The sequence below is a fragment of the Mucilaginibacter sediminis genome (assembly GCF_051903035.1).
Classification (GTDB): domain Bacteria; phylum Bacteroidota; class Bacteroidia; order Sphingobacteriales; family Sphingobacteriaceae; genus Mucilaginibacter.
Genome location: NZ_CP170602.1, coordinates 5,201,895 through 5,221,051, shown reverse-complemented (window position 1 = coordinate 5,221,051; position 19,157 = coordinate 5,201,895). Strand labels below are relative to the sequence as shown.

The window sequence follows — 19,157 nt, the reverse complement described above, 5'->3', positions numbered from 1 at the left end:
ATTACCATCCTAAATCAATCCCAATGCCTGTTGCCGATCTTCCCAGCTTAAGTTAGCAATGTTCCGTTATTAGTCAAACCAATTTCAATGAAAATCATATTAACACTTGCACTAACTTTTTTTTGCACGCTTGCTTTTTGCCAGAAAAAAGGGAAGGAGATAATTTTCCCGCCCCCGGTACTGGATATGCACTATCCCAACTTTATGAGCGCCTGCGAGCTGCCGGCTCATAAAAAAGAGTTGGTTTACACCCGCTTTATTTATAGGGGTACAGATGAGTATTGGAGCCTTGTGCCCGATAAAAAATGTAATGCAATAAAAGCCGCATTAGAAATACCCGATAGCGTGGAAATGCGACAGGAGTTTACAAGTCAATTTAAAAATGTACACGATAATTATTGGAACACCTATTTGCTTTTGGATGTTATTGGCGTGTACGACGATGGGGATGCCAGGGGCTATGGCCATTTAGGCAGCAATAAAAGTAAATTCACGGTGAAGTATTTTATTGCCGTACAAACGGTGGAAAAGAAGAATCAAAAGAGCAGAATTAAGAATTAAGATGGCGTTCCGCAGCTTTCGCGTTAGGGATTGAAATGGATACCGGCCCGTGAATAAGGCCTTGCAGGCGTATGAATGTAAAGCCCGGCGACGCTTCTACCAGCGGCGAACGCTCTTTTAGTAGTAAGTAGTTAGTATCAAGTATCAAGATTTTTGGATGGGGGGGGGGATGGATTGGGGTTGCTGAAATAAATTCGCAATAACATATCCAATTTTCCTATCAGCTGTGCATGACCGATACAAAAGTTTGCGAATAGATCCTTCGTACCTTAGGATGACATGTTTTCTCTTCGAGCTACGTGGGCCTGTCACCCTGAGCTTGTCGAAGGGTCGCGCGGAGAGGCCTTTGCCCGCAATGGTTCGACAGGCTCACCATGACAGCCCTTTTTACGAGGTCATTCGCGAAACTTTACAACTCAGGATGATAGTTGTTTTACTTTCGAAGTGCGTGGGCCTGTCACCCTGAGCCTGTCGAAGGGTCGCGCGGAGAGGCCTTTGCCCGCTATGGTTCGACGGGCTCACCATGACAGCCCTTTTTACGAGGTCATTCGCGAAACTTTACAACTCAGGATGATAGTTGTTTTACTTTCGAAGTGCGTGGGCCTGTCACCCTGAGCCTGTCGAAGGGTCGCGCGGAGAGGCCTTTGCCCGCAATGGTTCGACAGGCTCACCATGACAGCCCTTTTTACGAGGTCATTCGCGAAATTTTTGCAATTCAGGATGACAGTTATTTTTACTTTCGAAGTGCGTAGGCCTGTCACCCTGAGCCTGTCGAAGGGTCGCGCGGAGAGGCCTTTGCCCGCTATGGTTCGACGGGCTCACCATGACAGCCCGTTTTACGAGGTCATTCGCGAAATTTTTACAATTCAGGATGACAGTTATTTTTACTTTCGAGGTGCGTAGGCCTGTCATCCTGAGCCTGTCGAAGGGTCGCGCGGAGAGGCCTTTGCCCGCTATGGTTCGACGGGCTCACCATGACAGCCCTTTTTACGAGGTCATTCGCGAAATTTTTACAATTCAGGATGACAGTTATTTTTACTTTCGAGGTGCGTAGGCCTGTCATCCTGAGCCTGTCGAAGGGTCGCGCGGAGAGGCCTTTGCCCGCTATGGTTCGACAGGCTCACCATGACAGCCCTTTTTACGAGGTCATTCGCGAAATTTTTACAATTCAGGATGACAGTTATTTTTACTTTCGAGGTGCGTAGGCCTGTCATCCTGAGCCTGTCGAAGGGTCGCGCGGAGAGGCCTTTGCCTGCTATGGTTCGACAGGCTCACCATGACAGCCCTTTTTTTGAAAGGTTATTGTACTTAAATATGATAATCGCCCTTGTTAAAACAACTCTACCAGCCGCTCCAGGGCCATGCCGCGCGATCCTTTGATGAGGATGGTTGAATGGGTGATGGGGCTGGCTTTTAATGCCGCAATGGCATCTTCGGCAGTGGCGTAACAGGTGTTTTGGCCCATGGTCCATAGTCCATAGTCGATGGACTGCGCAGCTGCGGCAAAATCTTTCCCGATAAAAATGCGTTCGTCAACCGGGGTTTCCAGCGCTTTTTGGATCACGGAGGCATGCTCGGCCGCCGACTCGGGGCCCATCTCGAACATGTCGCCCAGGATGAGTACTTTGCGTGGGGCCTGCAGTTTGCCAATGTTTTCAATAGCTACAAACATGCTGCTGGGGTTGGCGTTGTAGTAATCGCAAATAAGGGTATTGCTTTCCGTTTTCACAATTTGCGAGCGGTTGTTTTTGGGCTGATAGCCTTCGATACCGGCGTTTATCTGCTCGGCAGGGATATTAAAATAGCTGCCGATGGCTATGGCTGCCAAAATATTATGCAGGTTATAAGCGCCAGTGAGCTGGGTTTTTACGGTGTAACTTTGCCCGGTTTTATTGTTGGTGTACTCCAAAGCAAGCAGGGGCGAGTTTTCGACCAGTTGGCCACTCACCAAATCGTCGATAGTATTGGTGCCGTAATACACCACGTTGCCCAGCTTACGGGCGGCAGCCATATCAAGCAATGTTTGGTCGTCGCTATTAATAAAAACCGAGTTTGCTACCTGTTGGCCTGCCAAACTTGCGGACTTCCCGACTTCCGGACTTCCGGACTTTGCCAAATAATCATACAACTCCCCTTTGCCTTTCTTCACGCCCTCTACCCCGCCAAAGCCTTCCAGGTGCGCTTTGCCTACGTTGGTAATTAAACCGTGCGATGGCTGGGCGATGGTGCAAAGCAGCTCGATTTCTTTTTGGTGATTGGCCCCCATTTCGATAACGGCCACCTGGTGGCTGGCGTCGATGGTTAAAATAGTGAGGGGTACGCCTATATGGTTGTTTAAATTGCCCTGGGTGGCCTGGGTTTTAAAGTGTTGGGAAAGTACGGCGTTGATGAGCTCCTTAGTAGTGGTTTTGCCGTTGGTGCCGGTAAGGCCGATAACAGGGATGCTTAACTGGCGGCGGTGGTGGCGGGCCAGATCCTGCAGGGCGGTAAGCACATCGGCCACCAGCAAATACTCGTCGCCCAGCTGGTACTCGGGATTATCAATTACGGCATACGCTGCGCCTGCGGCAATGGCCTGTTGGGCAAAGGTGTTGGCATCAAACTTATCGCCCTTAAGGGCAAAAAACAGGCTGCCGGCCGCAATTTTGCGGGTATCGGTACTGATAACAGGGTGCTGCAGGTATAGCTGGTAAAGTTGCTGGGTAGTAATCATACGTGATGTAAAGGTAATAAGCCCCCTTTAAATTGCGAAAGCAATCATGAATTCAATAAAAACAAACACATGAATAATCTCCCCCGGAAGGGGAGACTTTTTTTGAAGCGGCGTTGTTTTTTTAAGTCCTCCCTACCGGGGAGGATTTGGCTGAAGCTACATATCCGGTTTTTTGGCAAAGCCTATCATGTTGACATCAACCAACTCCAGTGCCTTTACCATGTGCTGAACGGTTTCTTTATATTTTTTAAAGTGCGGGGTTTGGATATGTGCCTGGTAGGCGGCGGTATCGGCGTATATCTCCAGGATGGTGATGTGCGCGGGATTGGTTTTATCGGCCACGGCATAATAAGTTAACACACCAGGCTCGACGCTCACGGCGGTGGTCATTTGCTGTTTGAGGGCGGCATTGTATTGATCTAACTGCGCCGGGTCGATCTGGATTTTTGCCAGCCTTACCATTTGATTTTTTTGCTGTGCCATAGCTTTGTTATTTATACCAAAGGTGAGTATAGTGCAAATGGCCAACAGCAGCAACGCACTAACCGGGCCCGGGTTTGTTTTAAATACTTTCATGTTATTGGTGGTTTAAGAGGGGAGTTAAATTTAGGATAAATTTATGTTGGGTGAGGATTATATTGTAATGTTTGGGGATTGTCGCGGAATGAAAGCTATTTGTTGTTTCGAACGGACGGGAATGGGTAAGGTGCAGGGGGTATTCCATTTTACACAAACGTTGGCTTTGAAAGCGGGTGAAGACTCACCCGGCGAGGCTTCGCCCGCCACCCTCTCTTCGGCTTCGCCGGAAAGAGGGGTTTGGAAGTTTGTTATTTGTTTTTTAATTTAATATATTGATGTATAGCGTTCAAGTCCCTCCTTATGCCGCAGGTGAAGACTCACCCGGCTTCGCCGGAAAGAGGAGCTTGAAGGTTTATTATTTGTTTTTTAATTTATGTATTGATAAACAGCGTTCAAGCCCCTCTTTACACCGCAGGTGAAGAGAGGGTGGCGGGCGAAGCCTCGCCGGGTGAGTCTTCGCCGCCATGCGATATACGCCGTTTCTGCTTCGGAACCCATGACATATCCAATTTTCCTGTCATCCTGAGGTACGAAGGATCTATCAGCTGTGCATGACCGACAGAAAAGTTTGCGAATAGATACTTCGTTCCTCAGCATGACAGTGTTTTATTTTTGTATGTCATTTACCTTTCAATGTTCCGCGCAATTTTGCCACTACCCATGACATATCCAATTTTCCTGTCATCCTGAGGAACGAAGGATCTATCAGCTGTGCATGACCGACAGAAAAGTTTGCGAATAGATGCTTCGTTCCTCAGCATGACAGTGTTTTATTTTTGTATTTCATTTACCCTTTTGAATTTCGCGAAATTTTACAACTTAGGATGACAGCCGTTTATTTTTATATGTCATTCCCCCTGTTCATCCAACTTATCACCGCTTTAATTTCGCCGTAGCTGTAGTTATCGCCGAGGATTTGTTTGAGGGGCGAGAGCATTTGGGAGCCGTAGCTTTCAACGGCATCTTTAATGGCGGGGATTTTTTGGGCGGGTACCAGGGCTTCTACCTCCAGCTGGCCCGATTGTACAAAAAAGCAGAGGTGGCTTTCGATGGTCATGGGCGAGAGGCTGCGCTCGGCGGCAATTTCGGCAACGGTTTTGCCGGTTTGGTAAAGCCTGAGCGACTCGGTACGGGTATCGTTTGTTTTGCGGGCCTTAACGGGTTGCGCCGGACGGACGGACGCCGCCTTGCGTTCTTTCTTGGGCGATTTATAGGCAATTTTTGATTCGAGGCCTTTTTCTTTGGCGTAATCTTTCACGGGCTGCAACAGCTCGCGGCCGTAGCGGGCCAGTTTTACATCGCCAAAGCCCGAGATGAGGCGCAGCTCGTCGAGGCTTTGCGGCAGGTAGGTAGCCATCTCCACCAGGGTAGCATCAGATACAATGATGTAGGCCGGTACGTTTTCATGTTGGGCAATATCGTTACGTACGCGCTTAATGCGGCTCAGCAGTTCGGCTTCGTGCGGTGGCGCCTGTACGTGGGTGTGGGTTTCTTCAACGGTTTCGCTTTCAATAAATTCAACCTTTTGCAGGCCTTTGAGTACGGCGGCGCTTTGGTCGGTTAGTTTTACAATGGGGTATTCGTCGCCGCCCATTTGCAGGTAGCCCATGGTAAGCAGCTCGCGAATGTAGCGCTGCCAGTCGGGCTTACTGATATCGGCACCGATGCCATAGGTTTTAAGGTGTTTATGTTCGTCGCGGATCTTCTCGGATTTCGATCCGCGTAAAAAATCAATCACATAGTTAATGCCGAAACGCTCGTTGAGCCGGGCCACGGCCGAGAGGGCTTTTTGGGCTATCAACGTACCATCAAAACGTTTAAACTCGGTAAGGCAAACATCGCATGAGCCGCAATTGGGCGGGAAAGCCTCGTCAAAATAGTTCATCAGATACTGGCGGCGGCAGCTTTGCAGCTGGCAGTAGCGCACCATATCGTTCAGCTTGTTCAGCATAATGCGGCTTTGGGCCTCGTTGCCCTCTATGCGTGCAAAGTGCTGCAGCTTACCCGCATCGCCCGGCGAATACAGAAGCAATGCCTCGGATGCCAGCCCATCGCGCCCTGCACGGCCGGTTTCCTGGTAATAGCCCTCGATGTTTTTAGGCAGATCGATGTGCACCACGTAGCGCACGTTTGATTTATTGATGCCCATGCCAAAGGCTATGGTGGCCACAATGATCTTCACTTCGTCGCGTAAAAAGGCTTCCTGGTTGCGCACTTTGGTTTCGTTGCTGAGACCGGCGTTGTAGGCTTCGGCAGCAAAGCCGGCGGCTTTCAGGTCGTCGGCCAGGTCTTCGGTTGATTTACGGGAGAGGCAGTAGATAATGCCCGATTCATCCTTCCGCTCATTCAAAAAGTTAACCAGCTGTTGAAAGCTGTTCTTTTTGGGGATAACCCGGTACGTAATATTGGCCCGGTTGAAGGAGGATACAAATACTTTGGGTTTGTTAAGATTAAGTTTCTCGAGGATATCCTTTTGTGTAAGCTTATCGGCAGTGGCAGTAAGCGCGATGACAGGCACATTCGGGAACTCGGTTTTCAACTGGGCCAGCATCAAATACTCGGGGCGGAAATCGTGCCCCCATGACGAGATGCAGTGGGCTTCGTCGATAGCTATCTGTACAACATTCAGCGTTTTTAAAAACGGAACCAGTTTGTTCTCGGCGCCAAACAAACGCTCGGGCGCAAGGTATAGCAGGCGGATTTGGTTGCTTCTTAATTTTTCTACCAGTTGGCGCTGCTCCTCGGGGTTTTGTGCCGAGTTTAGGAAAGCTGCCGGGATACCGCTTACGTTCAGGCTATCTACCTGGTCTTTCATCAGGGCAATAAGCGGCGAGATAACGATGGTTAGCCCGTTAAGCAATACCGCGGGCAGCTGGTAACATAATGATTTGCCGCCGCCGGTTGGCATTAGCGCCATTACATCCTGCCCATTTAATATATGTTGGATAATGGCTTCCTGCTGGTGCCTGAAAGCGCTATAACCAAAATATTTTTGCAAGGCCGATAACGGAGTCATGATTTAGATGTGCAGATTACAGATGTGCAGATTATTTTTTGTTTTTTCAGGGGCAAAATACAAATTATCAGGGAGATTGCTAAAAATTTTAGATTTTTTATGAGTGGATTTTGTCTGAACCCGGATTAAGCGGATTTTTCGGATTATTGGGATTTTGATTTTCAGGTTCCCATAGCGGAAGGAATCCTGGTGCAGACAGGTCATCTGCACATCTGTAATTTGAAATCTGCACATCTACCTAATGTAACAATCTCCACATCTGCACATCTGAAATTTGCACATCTGCACATATTTTCACCATATTTAGCTTTTACTACCATCTATATCAGTTTTATGATAAAAAAGCTACTTGTTGTGTTATTGGCTGTTGTTTCGGCAACGGTATCTTTCGCCCAAAAAATACAATCGCCGGATGAATTCCTGGGTTATAAACTGGGTACCCAGTTTACCCCGCACTACCGCATTGTGGAGTATTTTAAATATGTTGCCCAGGCTTCAAAAAATGTAAAATTACAGCAGTTTGGCAGTACTAACGAGGGCCGTCCCTTGCTGGCCATGTTCGTTGCATCGGATGAAAATATTGGCCGTTTGGAAGAGATCCGCCATAATAACCTGCGGGTGGCCGGTGTAGAAAGCGGACCTGTTATTACCAATGTACCCGTAATTACCTGGTTAAGCTATAACGTACATGGCAACGAGCCCGCATCAAGCGAAGCCGCCATGTGGACTTTATATGATTTAGTCGACCCATCAAACGCCCAAACCCAGGGCTGGCTTAAAAACACGCTGGTAGTTATCGACCCTTGCCTGAATCCGGACGGACGCGACAGGTATGTTAATTTTTATAATTCGGTACACGGTTTGTCGCCGGATGCTTACCCAACCTCGCGCGAGCATGCCGAGCCATGGCCGGGCGGCAGGGTAAACCACTACTACTTTGACCTTAACCGCGATTGGGCATGGCAGCAGCAAAAGGAAACCCAGGCCCGCGTTGGTTTGTATAACCAGTGGCTGCCACAAATACATGTTGACTACCACGAGCAGGGCCCTAACGCTCCATATTACTTTGCCCCGGCTGCCGAGCCTTACCATAAAGACCTTACCCAATGGCAGCGCGATGCCCAGGTACTCATTGGTAAAAACAACGCCAAATACTTTGACCAAAATGGCTGGATGTACTTTACCAAATACGAGTTCGACCTGCTGTACCCATCTTATGGCGATACCTATCCATTATACAACGGCTCAATCGGGATGACTTATGAGCAGGGCGGTATTGGCGCAGGCCTGGCCGTAGTTAACCGTAGCGGCGATACACTTACTTTGGTACAACGGGTGGCGCACCACCACTCTACCGGTTTAAGTACGGTTGAAACGGCATCGGCCAATGCGCAAAAATTTAAAGATGAGTTTAAAAAGTTTTATGACAATAGCCGCACCAACCCGCCGGGCGAGTACAAAACCTATGTTATCAAAAACGATAACAACAATAAAATAAATGCCATGGCCAAACTGCTTGCCCGCAACGGTATTCAGTATGGTTTTGGTTTGGCCAATAAATCGGTAACCGGGTATGATTATATGAACGGCAAAACCGAAGCCTATACCGTAGGTCCTAACGACTTGGTGGTAAATGCCTATCAGCCTAAAGCGGTATTGCTGCATGTGCTGCTGGAGCCCAAAACTATTATCCCCGATTCAAATACGTATGATATTACGGCGTGGTCGCTCCCGTATGCATTTGGGTTGAAGGCTTATGGTATAAAAGAATCATTAAAACCGGCAAGTGCCGAGTGGAGCATTGCCGCGCCGAAGCCCCTGGTAAACACTCATGCTTATGCCTATGTATCATCATGGTCTTCGGTGGCGGATGTAAAATTCCTGGCGGCTTTGTTTAAAAAGAAAATAAAAGTGCGTTATGCCGAAAAATCATTCGATGCTGCCGGCAAAACTTTTGCACCGGGCTCATTATTAATAACCCGCGCGGGCAATGACCGTGCCGATTTTGACCAGGTGGTTACCCAAACCGCTGCCGAACTTAACCAGGAGGTTACGCCGCTTTCGTCGGGCTTTGTGGATAAAGGATCGGATCTGGGGTCAGATGCGGTACGTTACATCCGCCAGCCTAAGGTAATGCTGGTTGCCGGCGATGGCGTAAACTCCGAAGCCATGGGCGAAGTATGGCACTTGTTTGAAGCGCAATTGGGCTACCCTATTACGCTGATCAGGTACCAGGATATTCCCCGCACACGCCTGGCCGATTTTGATGTAGCTATTTTCCCTGACGGACGCTACGATGATTTCCCATCCGATAAGTTGCAAAACTGGGTGCGTGATGGCGGCCGTTTAATTGCTATTGATAATGCTGTGGCATCGCTGGTTGATAAAAAAGGCATCCTGCTGAAAAAGAAAGAAGATAAAAAAGACGATAAGGATAAAGATAAGACCGTTAAAATTTATGGCGACCGCGACCGGGATGCTATCCGCGGCATGATTCCCGGGGCTATTTTTAAATTAAACCTGGATAATACCCATCCGCTTGGTTTCGGCCTGCCCGACTATTACTATTCATTAAAAATGAATGATGATATCTATGAGCTATTTGGCGGCGAAGACGGCTGGAATGTAGGTACTATAAAAAAAGACAGCTATGTATCGGGCTTTGCAGGTGCAACAGCCAAACAAAAAATTAATAACGGTTTATTGCTTGGCGTTCAGCCCATGGGCCGCGGCTCGGTTGTATATATGGTTGACGATCCGCTGTTCCGCAGTTTCTGGGAAAACGGTAAACTGCTGTTTAGCAATGCCGTGTTTATGGTGGGGCAGTAGGCCCCAAGCCGAGTCCCCAGCCCCCTGAAGGGGGAGCTTTTGATTAGCTAAAACGCCCGCCTGTTAAACAGGTGGGCGTTTTAGCTAATCGGATGTTTATGGCAGTCCTAAAAATACTCATCATTATCCTGCCCTAACAATTATTTCACCATTCACTACTCACCACTCACCAACAGGGGCATCTTTAATTTTCCCGAGTATTGATGTTGGCAGATAAGGCCGTCCGCCGGTTGCGGGTACGCAGGTGCCGGTGAATACTGCTTTGGTCATTACCTTGTTATTAAAAATGATAGATTGTTTAAAATGCAGTTTGGGCAGGCCTGCTTTATCGGTGTATAAGGTGCAGGTAACCGTAAATTCATCGCCTTTTTTTAACGACCGTAAAAAACTGATGCTGTAGTTTGATAGCACCATATGAACGCCATTTTTGGCCTCGGTTTCAAAATCGAAACCCAGCACTTCCCTGATATAGTCATGGCGGCAGTATTCCATATAAAACGGATAGTATAAGCCATCCATAATTTGCTGCACATCTATGTGCTCGTCCTTTGCAACGTAAGTTTTTGTGTATTCCATGGTGGTGTTATGTTAATCGTTTAGTCTTTGGTCGAAGGTCTTGAGGTCTGAGTTAAAATGAAAAAATTAACTTTTGAGTCATGCCTTTTAATTCAAGACTTAACAGTTAGCCCGCAAATATATGGCAATCTGTTATATGATATCTGCCAAAAATGAAGAATTGCGCCAGGCGCTATCAAGGCCAGGGAGACAAAAGAGGATTCCTGCAATACATCAATCAAAGGAATGCCGGCAGTATATAATTACAAAAGGCAGCATAAGTATTGTTTTTTATTTTCCAGTTGTTGTAATTACCCGCAGTAACTACAACCACAAGCCGCAGCGATTTGCAAAAAAATATAGCGTTGCCGCCATTGCCTTTGGCCTCGGTAATATCATAGGTTTGTTTGTTGATGGTTTCCTGGTATGTCCAAAATTGGTAACCATAGCCTCCTTTTTTTATCAGCTTTAACTCGTTACGGGCTACATGAGTACTCAAAGAAGAATTGGCCCATGCTTTGGTTAAAACATGTTGTTTATTCCAATTGCCATCATTCATATAGAGCATGCCTATCTTTAGCATATCTCTTGATGTTAAGCGCAGGCCCGAGGCAGCAGATGGCATGGATTTTTTAAAGAAGAGCCCGTTCCATTCAAATTTTTTGATACCCAGCGGGGCGAATAAATACTTTTCGGCAAATTTATCTATCGGCATCCCACTGTTTTTTTCGATGATCTCGGCCAGTATTTGCGTGCTGCCGCCACTGTAAACCCAATAGCTGCCGGGCTTATACTTGGTATCCCTGTTTAATATAAACCCAATCGGATCAACAGTAAGGTTCATCCTAACCTCGCTGTTTAGCGGATTTGAATAAGAAATGTACTCGTTCCAGCTTAAGCCACTGGTCATGGTAAGCAGATGGCGGATGGTGATTTTTGATTTTATAGAATCGTTATACCGGGCATACTCCGGGAAGTAGTTAAAAACTGGTTCATCAATACTACCGATGAACTTATGTTTAATAGCGATACCAATACAGGCTGATACAACGCTTTTGGTAATGCTGCGGCAGTCATGAAGGTCGCCAGCCCCGTGATCGATGTATCCCAAATTTTTCCCGTTGTTTTGATCGTACCCCGCAAAGTAATGTTCATATATAAGTTTATTATCCTTCATGATCAATAAACTGTGAATGTTAGGGAAACTATCCGCAAGTATCAGTTTTGTGAGTTGGATGATTTTAGAGGAATCTGATTTGAGTGTATCCAGGTTGTCCACAACAATACCGTCATTTAATAGTGGCGGCTTTAAATATGAATAAACAGCCGGGCGGTAATGGCTGGTTTTACAGCCGGTAAACGTGCATAAAGCTATTATCGGCGCAAATAAACTAATGGGGATATACCTGATTGATTTCATAATGCCATGTTTTGATTGAAGCAAAACTGGCGAATTATAAAAAAAGGAAAAATGAACCTATGTTAATAAATTTGCTTCCTGATGCGGCTGAGCGCCTGGGGCGTTATACCAATGTAGGATGCAAGGAATTTTAGCGGGATCTCTTTAACCAGCCGGGGCTTTTCTTTAAATAAATTAAGGTATCGTTCTTTTGCCTGGTATTTTAATGCAGATAACTCTCTTTTAGCCTTAATCAGGTATATCTCTTCGCTCAAAATTCGTCCAAGAACATTTGAAACCGGCATGGTAGCATAAAGCTGCTGTAAATCATCATAAGAAAAACTCCAGATGATGGTTTCGGTAATTGTTTCTGCATTATATTCAGCAGGCTGGCGCGTCAAAAAAGAATCGTAACAGCACATAAGTTCGTTTTCAAATATGATGGCAAAGGTAATTTCTTTATCAAGCGATTGCCTGATAAAAAACCTTACAATACCTTTTTCAATAAATGAAATGCGGTTTTCAACCTGTCCTTCCTTTAACAGGAGGCTTCTTTTGGGTAACTCTTTCCGGGTCAGTTTTTTTGAGAATATTTCCCAGTCGTTATCGGCAATTGGAAAATATTTTTCAAAATAAGTTCTGAACTGATGCATAGGTTGAAGGTGTAGCCTGCTATAGGCAGTATACAAACTTAATAAATTAATCACGAGGACTAAATTCCGACGTTAGCTTTTGGTCGATACTGCAGCTTATTGACAAATCCGTTGAAGTTTAAAAAGAGAAGGCGGCTACTCGCCGGCTTTTAGGGACGCCGGCCCCGGCAGGAAAATTATGGAGCCTGCCATTCAAAGTTGCCACGATAAACCTGCACATAATAGGTATTAAGTTAGGCCGAATATCATTTTCCCCGGTGTTTGAGCGATTTACCCCCTTTGGCAATCATTAAAATGTTTCATATTTGAACTTCAAATAGGAAACATTTGAGCCGGCATCTTTGCCATATCGCAACCTGGATGTTATAACAGGCTGCAACCAATAAACCACAACAAAGCAACCTATAAATATGTGTAACTATATATTGAGTAAAAATTTCTTCATCGCACTGTTATTGGCAGCCCTGAACGGTATATGTTATGCCCAGCAGCCGGGATTTAATCCGGTTATTCCGGATTACTCCGCAGATCCCTCGGTAGTTACGTTCAATGGCGTGTATTATCTTTACGGAACATCAGACATTGACCAGAAGCTTGACAGGATGGGCCCGCCAGTGGTATGGAAATCGCCCGACCTGATTAATTGGAGCTACAACGGGAATATATTACCGGTTATTGACTGGAGTAAGCCTTATACTTACAAAGACCGGAATGGCACAGATAAAACCGGTTACTTCCGTTTTTGGGCGCCAGGGAAGGTATTTAAAAAGGATGGTGCATACCAAATGTTTGCTACCATTGTTAAACCCGACGGGCAAGTGGGTACCTACCTGCTGGCAGCCGCGATACCCGAGGGGCCATTTCATTTTACTAATGGCACGGGTGTTTACTTTAACGAACCCGAAAAAGCCGGCCAAGAGACTAAACCCGTAGCGAATGATATTGACGGCGACCCGTTTGTTGACGATGACGGGTCGGCCTACCTGGTGTGGAGGAAAAGAAATATATCGAAACTTAGCCCCGACTGGAAAACCCTGTCAGGAGATAAAATACTTATACAAACCTCGCGGTCCGGCTACTCTGAAGGCCCTTTCCTGTTTAAGCGCAAAGGGATTTATTATTATGTTTATACACTAAGTGGCGGCTCCAACTATGTGTATGCTTATATGATGAGCAAAACCGGCCCCCTGGGGCCGTATTCGGCCCCTTCCGGTGCCGATATTATACTACAGTCAGATATCGCTGCCAATGTTTGGGGGCCGGGGCATGGCAACGTATTTGAAATGCCGGGCACCGGGCAATACGTTTTCTTTTACCTGGAATATGGTAATGGTTATACAACCCGACAGGTTTTTGCCAATAAACTGGATTTTAATGCTGATGGAACCATTAAACCCGTGAAGGTAAACCGCGCCGGCATAGGCTCATTGTTAAAAAACAGCTACCCCGCGGCCATAAAGCCAGTGGCTGTTAAGGCATCGGGCTTCAAGCCTGATTCTTTAATCAAGTCTATTATCGACACCGCGATATCCGGTATTGCAGGCATTGCTCCCCGCGATAAGGGCGAAGGCGTTGTTGCCGTTCAGCGTATCATGAATGGTAAGCCCGAAAATGCGGTGGATGGCAACAACGGGACTTTCTGGATGGCATCCGGTAAAGATACCCAGCCCTGGCTTGAAGCCGACCTGGGATCGCCTAAAAAGATTAACAGGTGCGAGTTGTATTTTGTGGCCTCCACCTTAGGGCATACCTGGAGGCTGGAGAAATCAACCGACGGAAAAAAATGGCTAACGGTTAAAATAAACACCGAAACTGTAGTGCGGTCGCCGGAGGTTGCCGCTAAAATAGGATTGGCGAGGTATGTTAGGGTAACCATACTATCCGGTGCGCTGGGCCTATGGGAAATGAAGCTATATTAATGCCATCATACCGAAAAGATGAACCAACATATAAAAGATTATATTTTACAAATGTTCAGGGCCGTTGCCCTCGTTTCCAGCCTGGTACTATTAACTGTATTTTGGGGATGCGGCAACTTGCGTGCACAGAACCGGCAAAAAGCACGATACACCATATGTAACCCGCTGGACCTTGACTACAGATTTTGCCTTGATACGCCATCGCGCAGGGAGGCTGCCGACCCTGCCGTCATCGTTTTTAAAGGCGAATACTACCTTTTTGCTTCCAAATCGGGAGGATATTGGCACTCGCCCGACCTGAAGCAATGGAAACTTATAAAAACGAATGATTTGCCGTTGGAAGATTATGCGCCAACCGCCGTGGTAATAGGAGATACGGTTTTGTTTATGGCCTCTACCGGAAAGGATGGAGGTAAGATTTACAAAACGGGTAATCCGCAAAGCGGAAAGTGGACAGTTGCCAATCCGGCGTTTCCGATCAGCCTGGTTGACCCGGACTTGTTTCTTGATGATGATAACCGGCTTTATCTTTATTATGGCTGCTCAAATATCAATCCCATTTTTGTTGTAGAGCTCGACATGAAAACCCTGATGCCCAAAGCGCCGGCTGTTTCGCTTATCAATAGCGATCGTTCTGTTAATGGCTGGGAACGCTCGGGCGAGCATAACGAACTGCCCACACGGCCATGGATTGAGGGGGCGTGGATGACAAAAGTTAAAGGAAAATATTACCTGCAATATGCTTGTCCCGAAACAGAATTTAAAAGCTATTCGGATGGGCTTTACACAGGCGATTCGCCGGTAGGCCCTTTCCACCTGGCCCCGAATAATCCGTTTTCTGCCAGGCAGGGAGGCTTTATAGGCAGCGCGGGCCATAGCAGTACCTTCCAGGACAAATACGGTAATTATTGGAGAATCTCGACAATGACCATATCGGTACATCACCGATATGAGCGCCGGTTGGGGATTTTTCCGGCTTTCTTCCGGTCCCCGGATGACGCTTATACTTACACCGGTTATGGCGACTATCCTTTTTTTGTACCTGATAGCCGGATAAGCGGCCCCCCTGATCTGGCTACAGGATGGGCGTTGTTGTCTTACAACAAGCCGGTTTCGGTTTCGTCCCAAATTAAGGGGCATGAGGCTTCATTGGCGACGGATGAGGATGTCAGGACATATTGGAGCGCTGCAACCGGCAGTGATAGGGAATGGATAAGTATGGATTTGAAAGCCAGAAGCAGAATTAATGCGATACAAATTAACTTTGCCGATTATCATGCCGGGATATACGGCCGGAAGCCCAAAGCTGCTTACGATTATTTACTGGAAGTATCGGCCGATAATGCCCATTGGACACAAATAAACAATACCTGGTTAACAGCGCTGGATAACCCACACCCCTATATTGAATTGGCTAAACCTGTAATTGCAAGGTATGTGCGTATCAGGAACGTAAGCGTTCCCGGCGGCACTTTCGCATTATGGGGACTGCGGATATTTGGGAAGCCATTACAGCAACTGCCCAAAGAAAAAATTACTTTTACTGCAGTGAGGGATAGTGCCGACAGGTGCCGTATTCGTTTAAAATGGCCTGCCGCTCAATCTTCAGCAGGCTATAATATCAAGTATGGCATAGCACCCGGCAAATTGTATCAGAACTACCAGGTAAATGGAAAAAACGGCGCCGAAATCGGAAATTTAAATAGCAAACAAAGCTATTACTTTACCGTGGAGCGTTTTAACGAAAACGGCATCGTCAAAAGCGGTCACGTCGTATTCATTAAATGACACCACCGGCGAAAATGGATTTATCCTGAACGATATTGCCGCCGGGTAATAATACAAAATAACTGCATTGACAGATTTTAACCAACAATAAAAATGATAAAAAAAACGGTACTTATTCAACTGATCGCCTTGCTGACAGTGCGCGCCGGCGTAGCTAATGCGCAAACAAAGCTTGATACCAATGCAAAGCAATTTTTCCTTTTTTCGTATTTTGTTGAGCAGGACGCCGGTGTTAACCTTGCTATAAGCACAAATGGTATCAATTGGCTGCCCGTTAACCACGGAAAGGTTGTAGCAACACCACAGGTGGGCGAAAAGTTGATCAGGGACCCCAGCATCAACCTGGGAGCAGATGGAATTTTCCGGATGGTATGGACCACAGGGTGGAAAGGTAAAAACATTGGCTATGCCGAATCCAAAGATCCGGCAAAATGGGGAGATGAAAAAGCCATTCCTGTAGGTTCAGGTATAGATAGTACCAACAATTGCTGGGCACCCGAAATATTTTTTAACCCTCAAAAGAAAAACTACATGATCTATTGGTCGTCAAATATCGGTCCGTGGAAAAAAGGAGGAGAAGGCAGGATATATTTTGTAACTACAAAGGATTTCAAGGTATTTAGCAAGCCCGCTGTTCTTTTCCGCAACGGATCGCCGGCGGGCGGTGCAGCCGGCAACCAGGGGCCGATAGATGCTTTTATTTATAAGGATAACAAACGCTATGTTTTATTTTATAAAAAGGACGATAACACCCATATTCCTAATATTTATTATCGGGCCAGCCAAAGCCCGGAAGGACCCTGGGGCGATGAACATGGGCCGGTGACCCCATCAACAGGTGATGAAGGCCCGTCGATAGTAAAAATAGGTTCAAACTATTGCATGTTTACAGATCCCTTCGAGAGCGATTTTGCCTACATATTTACCTCGAAAGATCTGAACACTTGGAAACGCCAACCAACTGATCTTAAAATGGCGCACGGAACGGTTATCGAAATTTCTAAACAAACAGCCCTTAAACTATTGAACGAATAAATTATTCGCCCTTGTTGGTGTTCATCCCTAACCGGGACAGGTTAGCTGTAAATGATTTAAACAGATAACATCCGATTTTATATATAGAGACTAACAAAATGCCTCTGAATTTTTTCAGGGGCATTTTGATGGTATGTTAGATATCGGAAAATAATTAAGCCCGATTTTAAAATTCCACCTCGAAAATCAATCTATACCTTCTTATAAATAGCATCCAAATTCCTGCCCATTTCTTTATAATCCAGCCCATAGCCCACTACAAATTCATTTTCGATTTCAAAACCAACATATTTTAGCTCGTCGATTTTCTTTTGCAAGGCAGCAGGCTTTAACAACAATGAACATACTTTAATAGAAGCCGGACCACGTTGTTTCAATTTGTCTATCAGGTAATGTACGGTGTTTCCGGTATCAACAATATCCTCAATAATCAGCACGTCGCGGCCTTTTATATCCACAATTAAATCAATATCGTCGCGGATTTTCAGTTTACTGGTAGTGCCGCCATAATAGGAGGCCAGCTTTGTAAACGAGATTTCGCAGGGGATAGAAATTTGCTTTATCAGGTCGGCTATAAATAAGAAGCTTCCGTTAAGTACTCCCACAAATACCGGAATACTCTGTTTGAAATCTTCATTTAACTGTAGGCCGATAGCTTTTACACGTTCTTCAATCGTTTCGGCATTAATAAGAGGCTCAAACTCAAGGTCTGCGATTTTGATTTTCATTGATTTGTTTTTACGGGGTATTGCCGATGATCTATCGTATTACTGTTAATGCCTCGGCCATTACAATTTTAATCTCCTAAAATAGTAAAATCGCTCGCAAATTGCACGTAAAATAATTGTAACATATATAACGTTATCTTTGCACTCTTATATGATCGACTACCAGGCCCACACCTTAGCCAATGGCATCCGTATTTTGTACAAACAATCGCCATTTACAATAACGCATTGCTGCTTTATTGTAAACGCAGGCTCGCGCGATGAAGCCAACCGGCAGGAAGGCCTTGCCCATTTTATTGAGCACCTTTTGTTTAAAGAAACAGAACGGCGCAATACCAACCAGATCCTGAACCGGCTGGAACTTGTTGGCGCCGATTTAAACGCTTATACTACCAAAGAATATACCTGCATCCACGCCTCATTGCTTAATCAGCACCTGGAACGGGCTATTGATTTGTTTGAGGATATTCTGTTCCATTCTACCTTCCCCGAAGATGAACAGGAAAAGGAACGCGGCGTAATACTTGACGAGATAGCCTCATACCTCGATCAGCCCGAAGAAGCCATACAAGACGACTTTGAGGAATTGCTGTTTAAGGACCATCCTTTTGGTAAAAACATTTTGGGTACACCTGAAACCGTTGGCCGCATGAACAGCGATGATATGCGGGCCTTTATTAAAGCCAATTACAGCACATCCGAAATGATATTTGCTGTACATGGCAACTACGATTTTAAGAAGGTAGTAAAGCTGTGCGAAAAATATTTCGGCGGGATAGAGGCTCATCACCCCAAAAAAAGCAGGATTGCACCAAAGGCAAATAACAGCGGCATTGTAATTGTTAAAAAGCCAATATCGCAAACGCATTGCATTATTGGCGGGCAGGCTTACCCATCATCTCATCGGCATAAATACGGGTTATTACTGCTTAATAACTTGTTGGGCGGCATGGGGATGAGCAGCCGCTTAAATCTCGAGATCCGCGAAAAGTATGGCATCGCTTACACCATCGAATCAAACTATACCCCGTTTAGCGATACCGGTATTTTCTCTGTTTACTTTGGCACGGATAACGAAAAGGCCGAAAAGGCATCGCGCCTGGTACACAAGGAACTGAAGAAGCTACGCGATCAAAAGCTGGGCACCCTGCAGTTGCACCAGGCCAAGCAAAAGTTTATTGGGCAAATAGCTCTTGCCGAAGAGAACCGCATGAGCCTGATTATATCAATGGCCAAAAGCCTGCTGGATTTTAATCATATTGATACGCTGGAAGATATTTTCGACAAAATAAATGCCGTTACCGCCGAACAATTGCTGGAAATAGGCAACGAAATATTTGATAATGACAGGCTTATTACATTGAAGTTTGAGCCTAAGTAAT

The 19,157-nt window shown here is 46.0% G+C and carries 14 protein-coding genes; 6 read left to right on the top strand and 8 right to left on the bottom strand.

What is annotated here, in order from left to right; genetic code table 11:
• Window positions 1–87: 87 nt before the first annotated feature.
• Window positions 88–561 carry a hypothetical protein gene (locus ACFGVS_RS21620; RefSeq protein ID WP_439695544.1) on the top strand — a complete coding sequence of 158 codons (474 nt, stop codon included), beginning with the start codon at window positions 88–90 and terminating at the stop codon, window positions 559–561.
• Here ACFGVS_RS21620 and ACFGVS_RS21615 read toward each other — a convergent pair.
• The 4 genes from ACFGVS_RS21615 to recQ form a co-directional block, all read right to left on the bottom strand.
• Window positions 551–709 carry a hypothetical protein gene (locus ACFGVS_RS21615; protein WP_439695543.1) on the bottom strand — a complete coding sequence of 53 codons (159 nt, stop codon included), beginning with the start codon at window positions 707–709 and terminating at the stop codon, window positions 551–553. The two genes, ACFGVS_RS21620 and ACFGVS_RS21615, sit on opposite strands and share 11 nt — an antisense overlap.
• 1,182 nt (window positions 710–1,891) lie before the next feature.
• Window positions 1,892–3,274 (bottom strand): UDP-N-acetylmuramoyl-tripeptide--D-alanyl-D-alanine ligase, encoded by a 1,383-nt coding sequence (locus ACFGVS_RS21610; RefSeq protein WP_439695542.1) that lies wholly within the window; start codon window positions 3,272–3,274, stop codon window positions 1,892–1,894.
• Between the two features lie 156 nt (window positions 3,275–3,430).
• Window positions 3,431–3,850, bottom strand: coding sequence for a putative quinol monooxygenase (locus tag ACFGVS_RS21605; RefSeq protein WP_439695541.1), 420 nt, complete (start codon window positions 3,848–3,850; stop codon window positions 3,431–3,433).
• An 844-nt stretch (window positions 3,851–4,694) separates the two neighbouring features.
• Window positions 4,695–6,869: a DNA helicase RecQ gene (gene recQ, locus ACFGVS_RS21600; RefSeq protein ID WP_439695540.1), complete on the bottom strand. Its 2,175-nt coding sequence runs from the start codon at window positions 6,867–6,869 to the stop codon at window positions 4,695–4,697.
• Between the two features lie 333 nt (window positions 6,870–7,202).
• Here recQ and ACFGVS_RS21595 point away from each other — a divergent pair, with 333 nt between their 5' ends.
• Entirely contained in the window at window positions 7,203–9,698 is a 2,496-nt protein-coding gene (locus tag ACFGVS_RS21595; RefSeq protein WP_439695539.1) for a M14 metallopeptidase family protein, read from the top strand.
• Between the two features lie 159 nt (window positions 9,699–9,857).
• On the opposite strand, the gene ACFGVS_RS21590 is transcribed toward ACFGVS_RS21595, so the two are convergent.
• The 3 genes from ACFGVS_RS21590 to ACFGVS_RS21580 all read right to left on the bottom strand — a co-directional run bounded on the left by ACFGVS_RS21590 (window position 9,858) and on the right by ACFGVS_RS21580 (window position 12,305).
• On the bottom strand, window positions 9,858–10,274 hold the full coding sequence (locus tag ACFGVS_RS21590) for an acyl-CoA thioesterase (RefSeq protein WP_439695538.1): 417 nt from the start codon (window positions 10,272–10,274) through the stop codon (window positions 9,858–9,860).
• Window positions 10,275–10,491: 217 nt separating this feature from the next.
• The gene (locus ACFGVS_RS21585; protein ID WP_439695537.1) at window positions 10,492–11,673 is read right to left on the bottom strand and encodes a serine hydrolase domain-containing protein; all 1,182 of its coding nucleotides are present in this window, start codon (window positions 11,671–11,673) and stop codon (window positions 10,492–10,494) included.
• Window positions 11,674–11,735: 62 nt separating this feature from the next.
• Window positions 11,736–12,305 carry a Crp/Fnr family transcriptional regulator gene (locus ACFGVS_RS21580; RefSeq protein ID WP_439695536.1) on the bottom strand — a complete coding sequence of 190 codons (570 nt, stop codon included), beginning with the start codon at window positions 12,303–12,305 and terminating at the stop codon, window positions 11,736–11,738.
• 410 nt (window positions 12,306–12,715) lie between these two features.
• Between ACFGVS_RS21580 and ACFGVS_RS21575 the strand changes: the two genes are divergently transcribed.
• The 3 genes from ACFGVS_RS21575 (at window position 12,716) to ACFGVS_RS21565 (ending at window position 17,047) form a co-directional block, all read left to right on the top strand.
• Window positions 12,716–14,224, top strand: a complete 1,509-nt coding sequence (locus ACFGVS_RS21575; protein ID WP_439695535.1) for a family 43 glycosylhydrolase — start codon at window positions 12,716–12,718, stop codon at window positions 14,222–14,224.
• Window positions 14,225–14,242: 18 nt separating this feature from the next.
• Entirely contained in the window at window positions 14,243–16,012 is a 1,770-nt protein-coding gene (locus tag ACFGVS_RS21570; RefSeq protein WP_439695534.1) for a family 43 glycosylhydrolase, read from the top strand.
• A 93-nt stretch (window positions 16,013–16,105) separates the two neighbouring features.
• The gene (locus ACFGVS_RS21565) at window positions 16,106–17,047 is read left to right on the top strand and encodes a glycoside hydrolase family 43 protein (protein ID WP_439695533.1); all 942 of its coding nucleotides are present in this window, start codon (window positions 16,106–16,108) and stop codon (window positions 17,045–17,047) included.
• Window positions 17,048–17,238: 191 nt separating this feature from the next.
• Here ACFGVS_RS21565 and hpt read toward each other — a convergent pair whose 3' ends face one another.
• Complete coding sequence (gene hpt, locus ACFGVS_RS21560; RefSeq protein ID WP_090652258.1) at window positions 17,239–17,775, bottom strand: hypoxanthine phosphoribosyltransferase; 537 nt, start codon at window positions 17,773–17,775, stop codon at window positions 17,239–17,241.
• A 154-nt stretch (window positions 17,776–17,929) separates the two neighbouring features.
• Here hpt and ACFGVS_RS21555 point away from each other — a divergent pair, with 154 nt between their 5' ends.
• Window positions 17,930–19,156, top strand: coding sequence for a M16 family metallopeptidase (locus ACFGVS_RS21555; protein WP_439699258.1), 1,227 nt, complete (start codon window positions 17,930–17,932; stop codon window positions 19,154–19,156).
• Window position 19,157: the final 1 nt, after the last annotated feature.

Bases quoted from the DNA above. Each gene is read 5' to 3' on its own strand.
- ACFGVS_RS21610 (WP_439695542.1), bottom strand. From the start codon at position 3,274: ATGATTACTACCCAGCAACTTTACCAGCTATACCTGCAGCACCCTGTT.
- ACFGVS_RS21580 (WP_439695536.1), bottom strand. From the start codon at position 12,305: ATGCATCAGTTCAGAACTTATTTTGAAAAATATTTTCCAATTGCCGAT.
- ACFGVS_RS21565 (WP_439695533.1), top strand. From the start codon at position 16,106: ATGATAAAAAAAACGGTACTTATTCAACTGATCGCCTTGCTGACAGTG.
- hpt (WP_090652258.1), bottom strand. From the start codon at position 17,775: ATGAAAATCAAAATCGCAGACCTTGAGTTTGAGCCTCTTATTAATGCC.
- ACFGVS_RS21570 (WP_439695534.1), top strand. From the start codon at position 14,243: ATGAACCAACATATAAAAGATTATATTTTACAAATGTTCAGGGCCGTT.
- ACFGVS_RS21585 (WP_439695537.1), bottom strand. From the start codon at position 11,673: ATGAAATCAATCAGGTATATCCCCATTAGTTTATTTGCGCCGATAATA.
- ACFGVS_RS21575 (WP_439695535.1), top strand. From the start codon at position 12,716: ATGTGTAACTATATATTGAGTAAAAATTTCTTCATCGCACTGTTATTG.
- recQ (WP_439695540.1), bottom strand. From the start codon at position 6,869: ATGACTCCGTTATCGGCCTTGCAAAAATATTTTGGTTATAGCGCTTTC.
- ACFGVS_RS21595 (WP_439695539.1), top strand. From the start codon at position 7,203: ATGATAAAAAAGCTACTTGTTGTGTTATTGGCTGTTGTTTCGGCAACG.
- ACFGVS_RS21620 (WP_439695544.1), top strand. From the start codon at position 88: ATGAAAATCATATTAACACTTGCACTAACTTTTTTTTGCACGCTTGCT.
- ACFGVS_RS21605 (WP_439695541.1), bottom strand. From the start codon at position 3,850: ATGAAAGTATTTAAAACAAACCCGGGCCCGGTTAGTGCGTTGCTGCTG.
- ACFGVS_RS21590 (WP_439695538.1), bottom strand. From the start codon at position 10,274: ATGGAATACACAAAAACTTACGTTGCAAAGGACGAGCACATAGATGTG.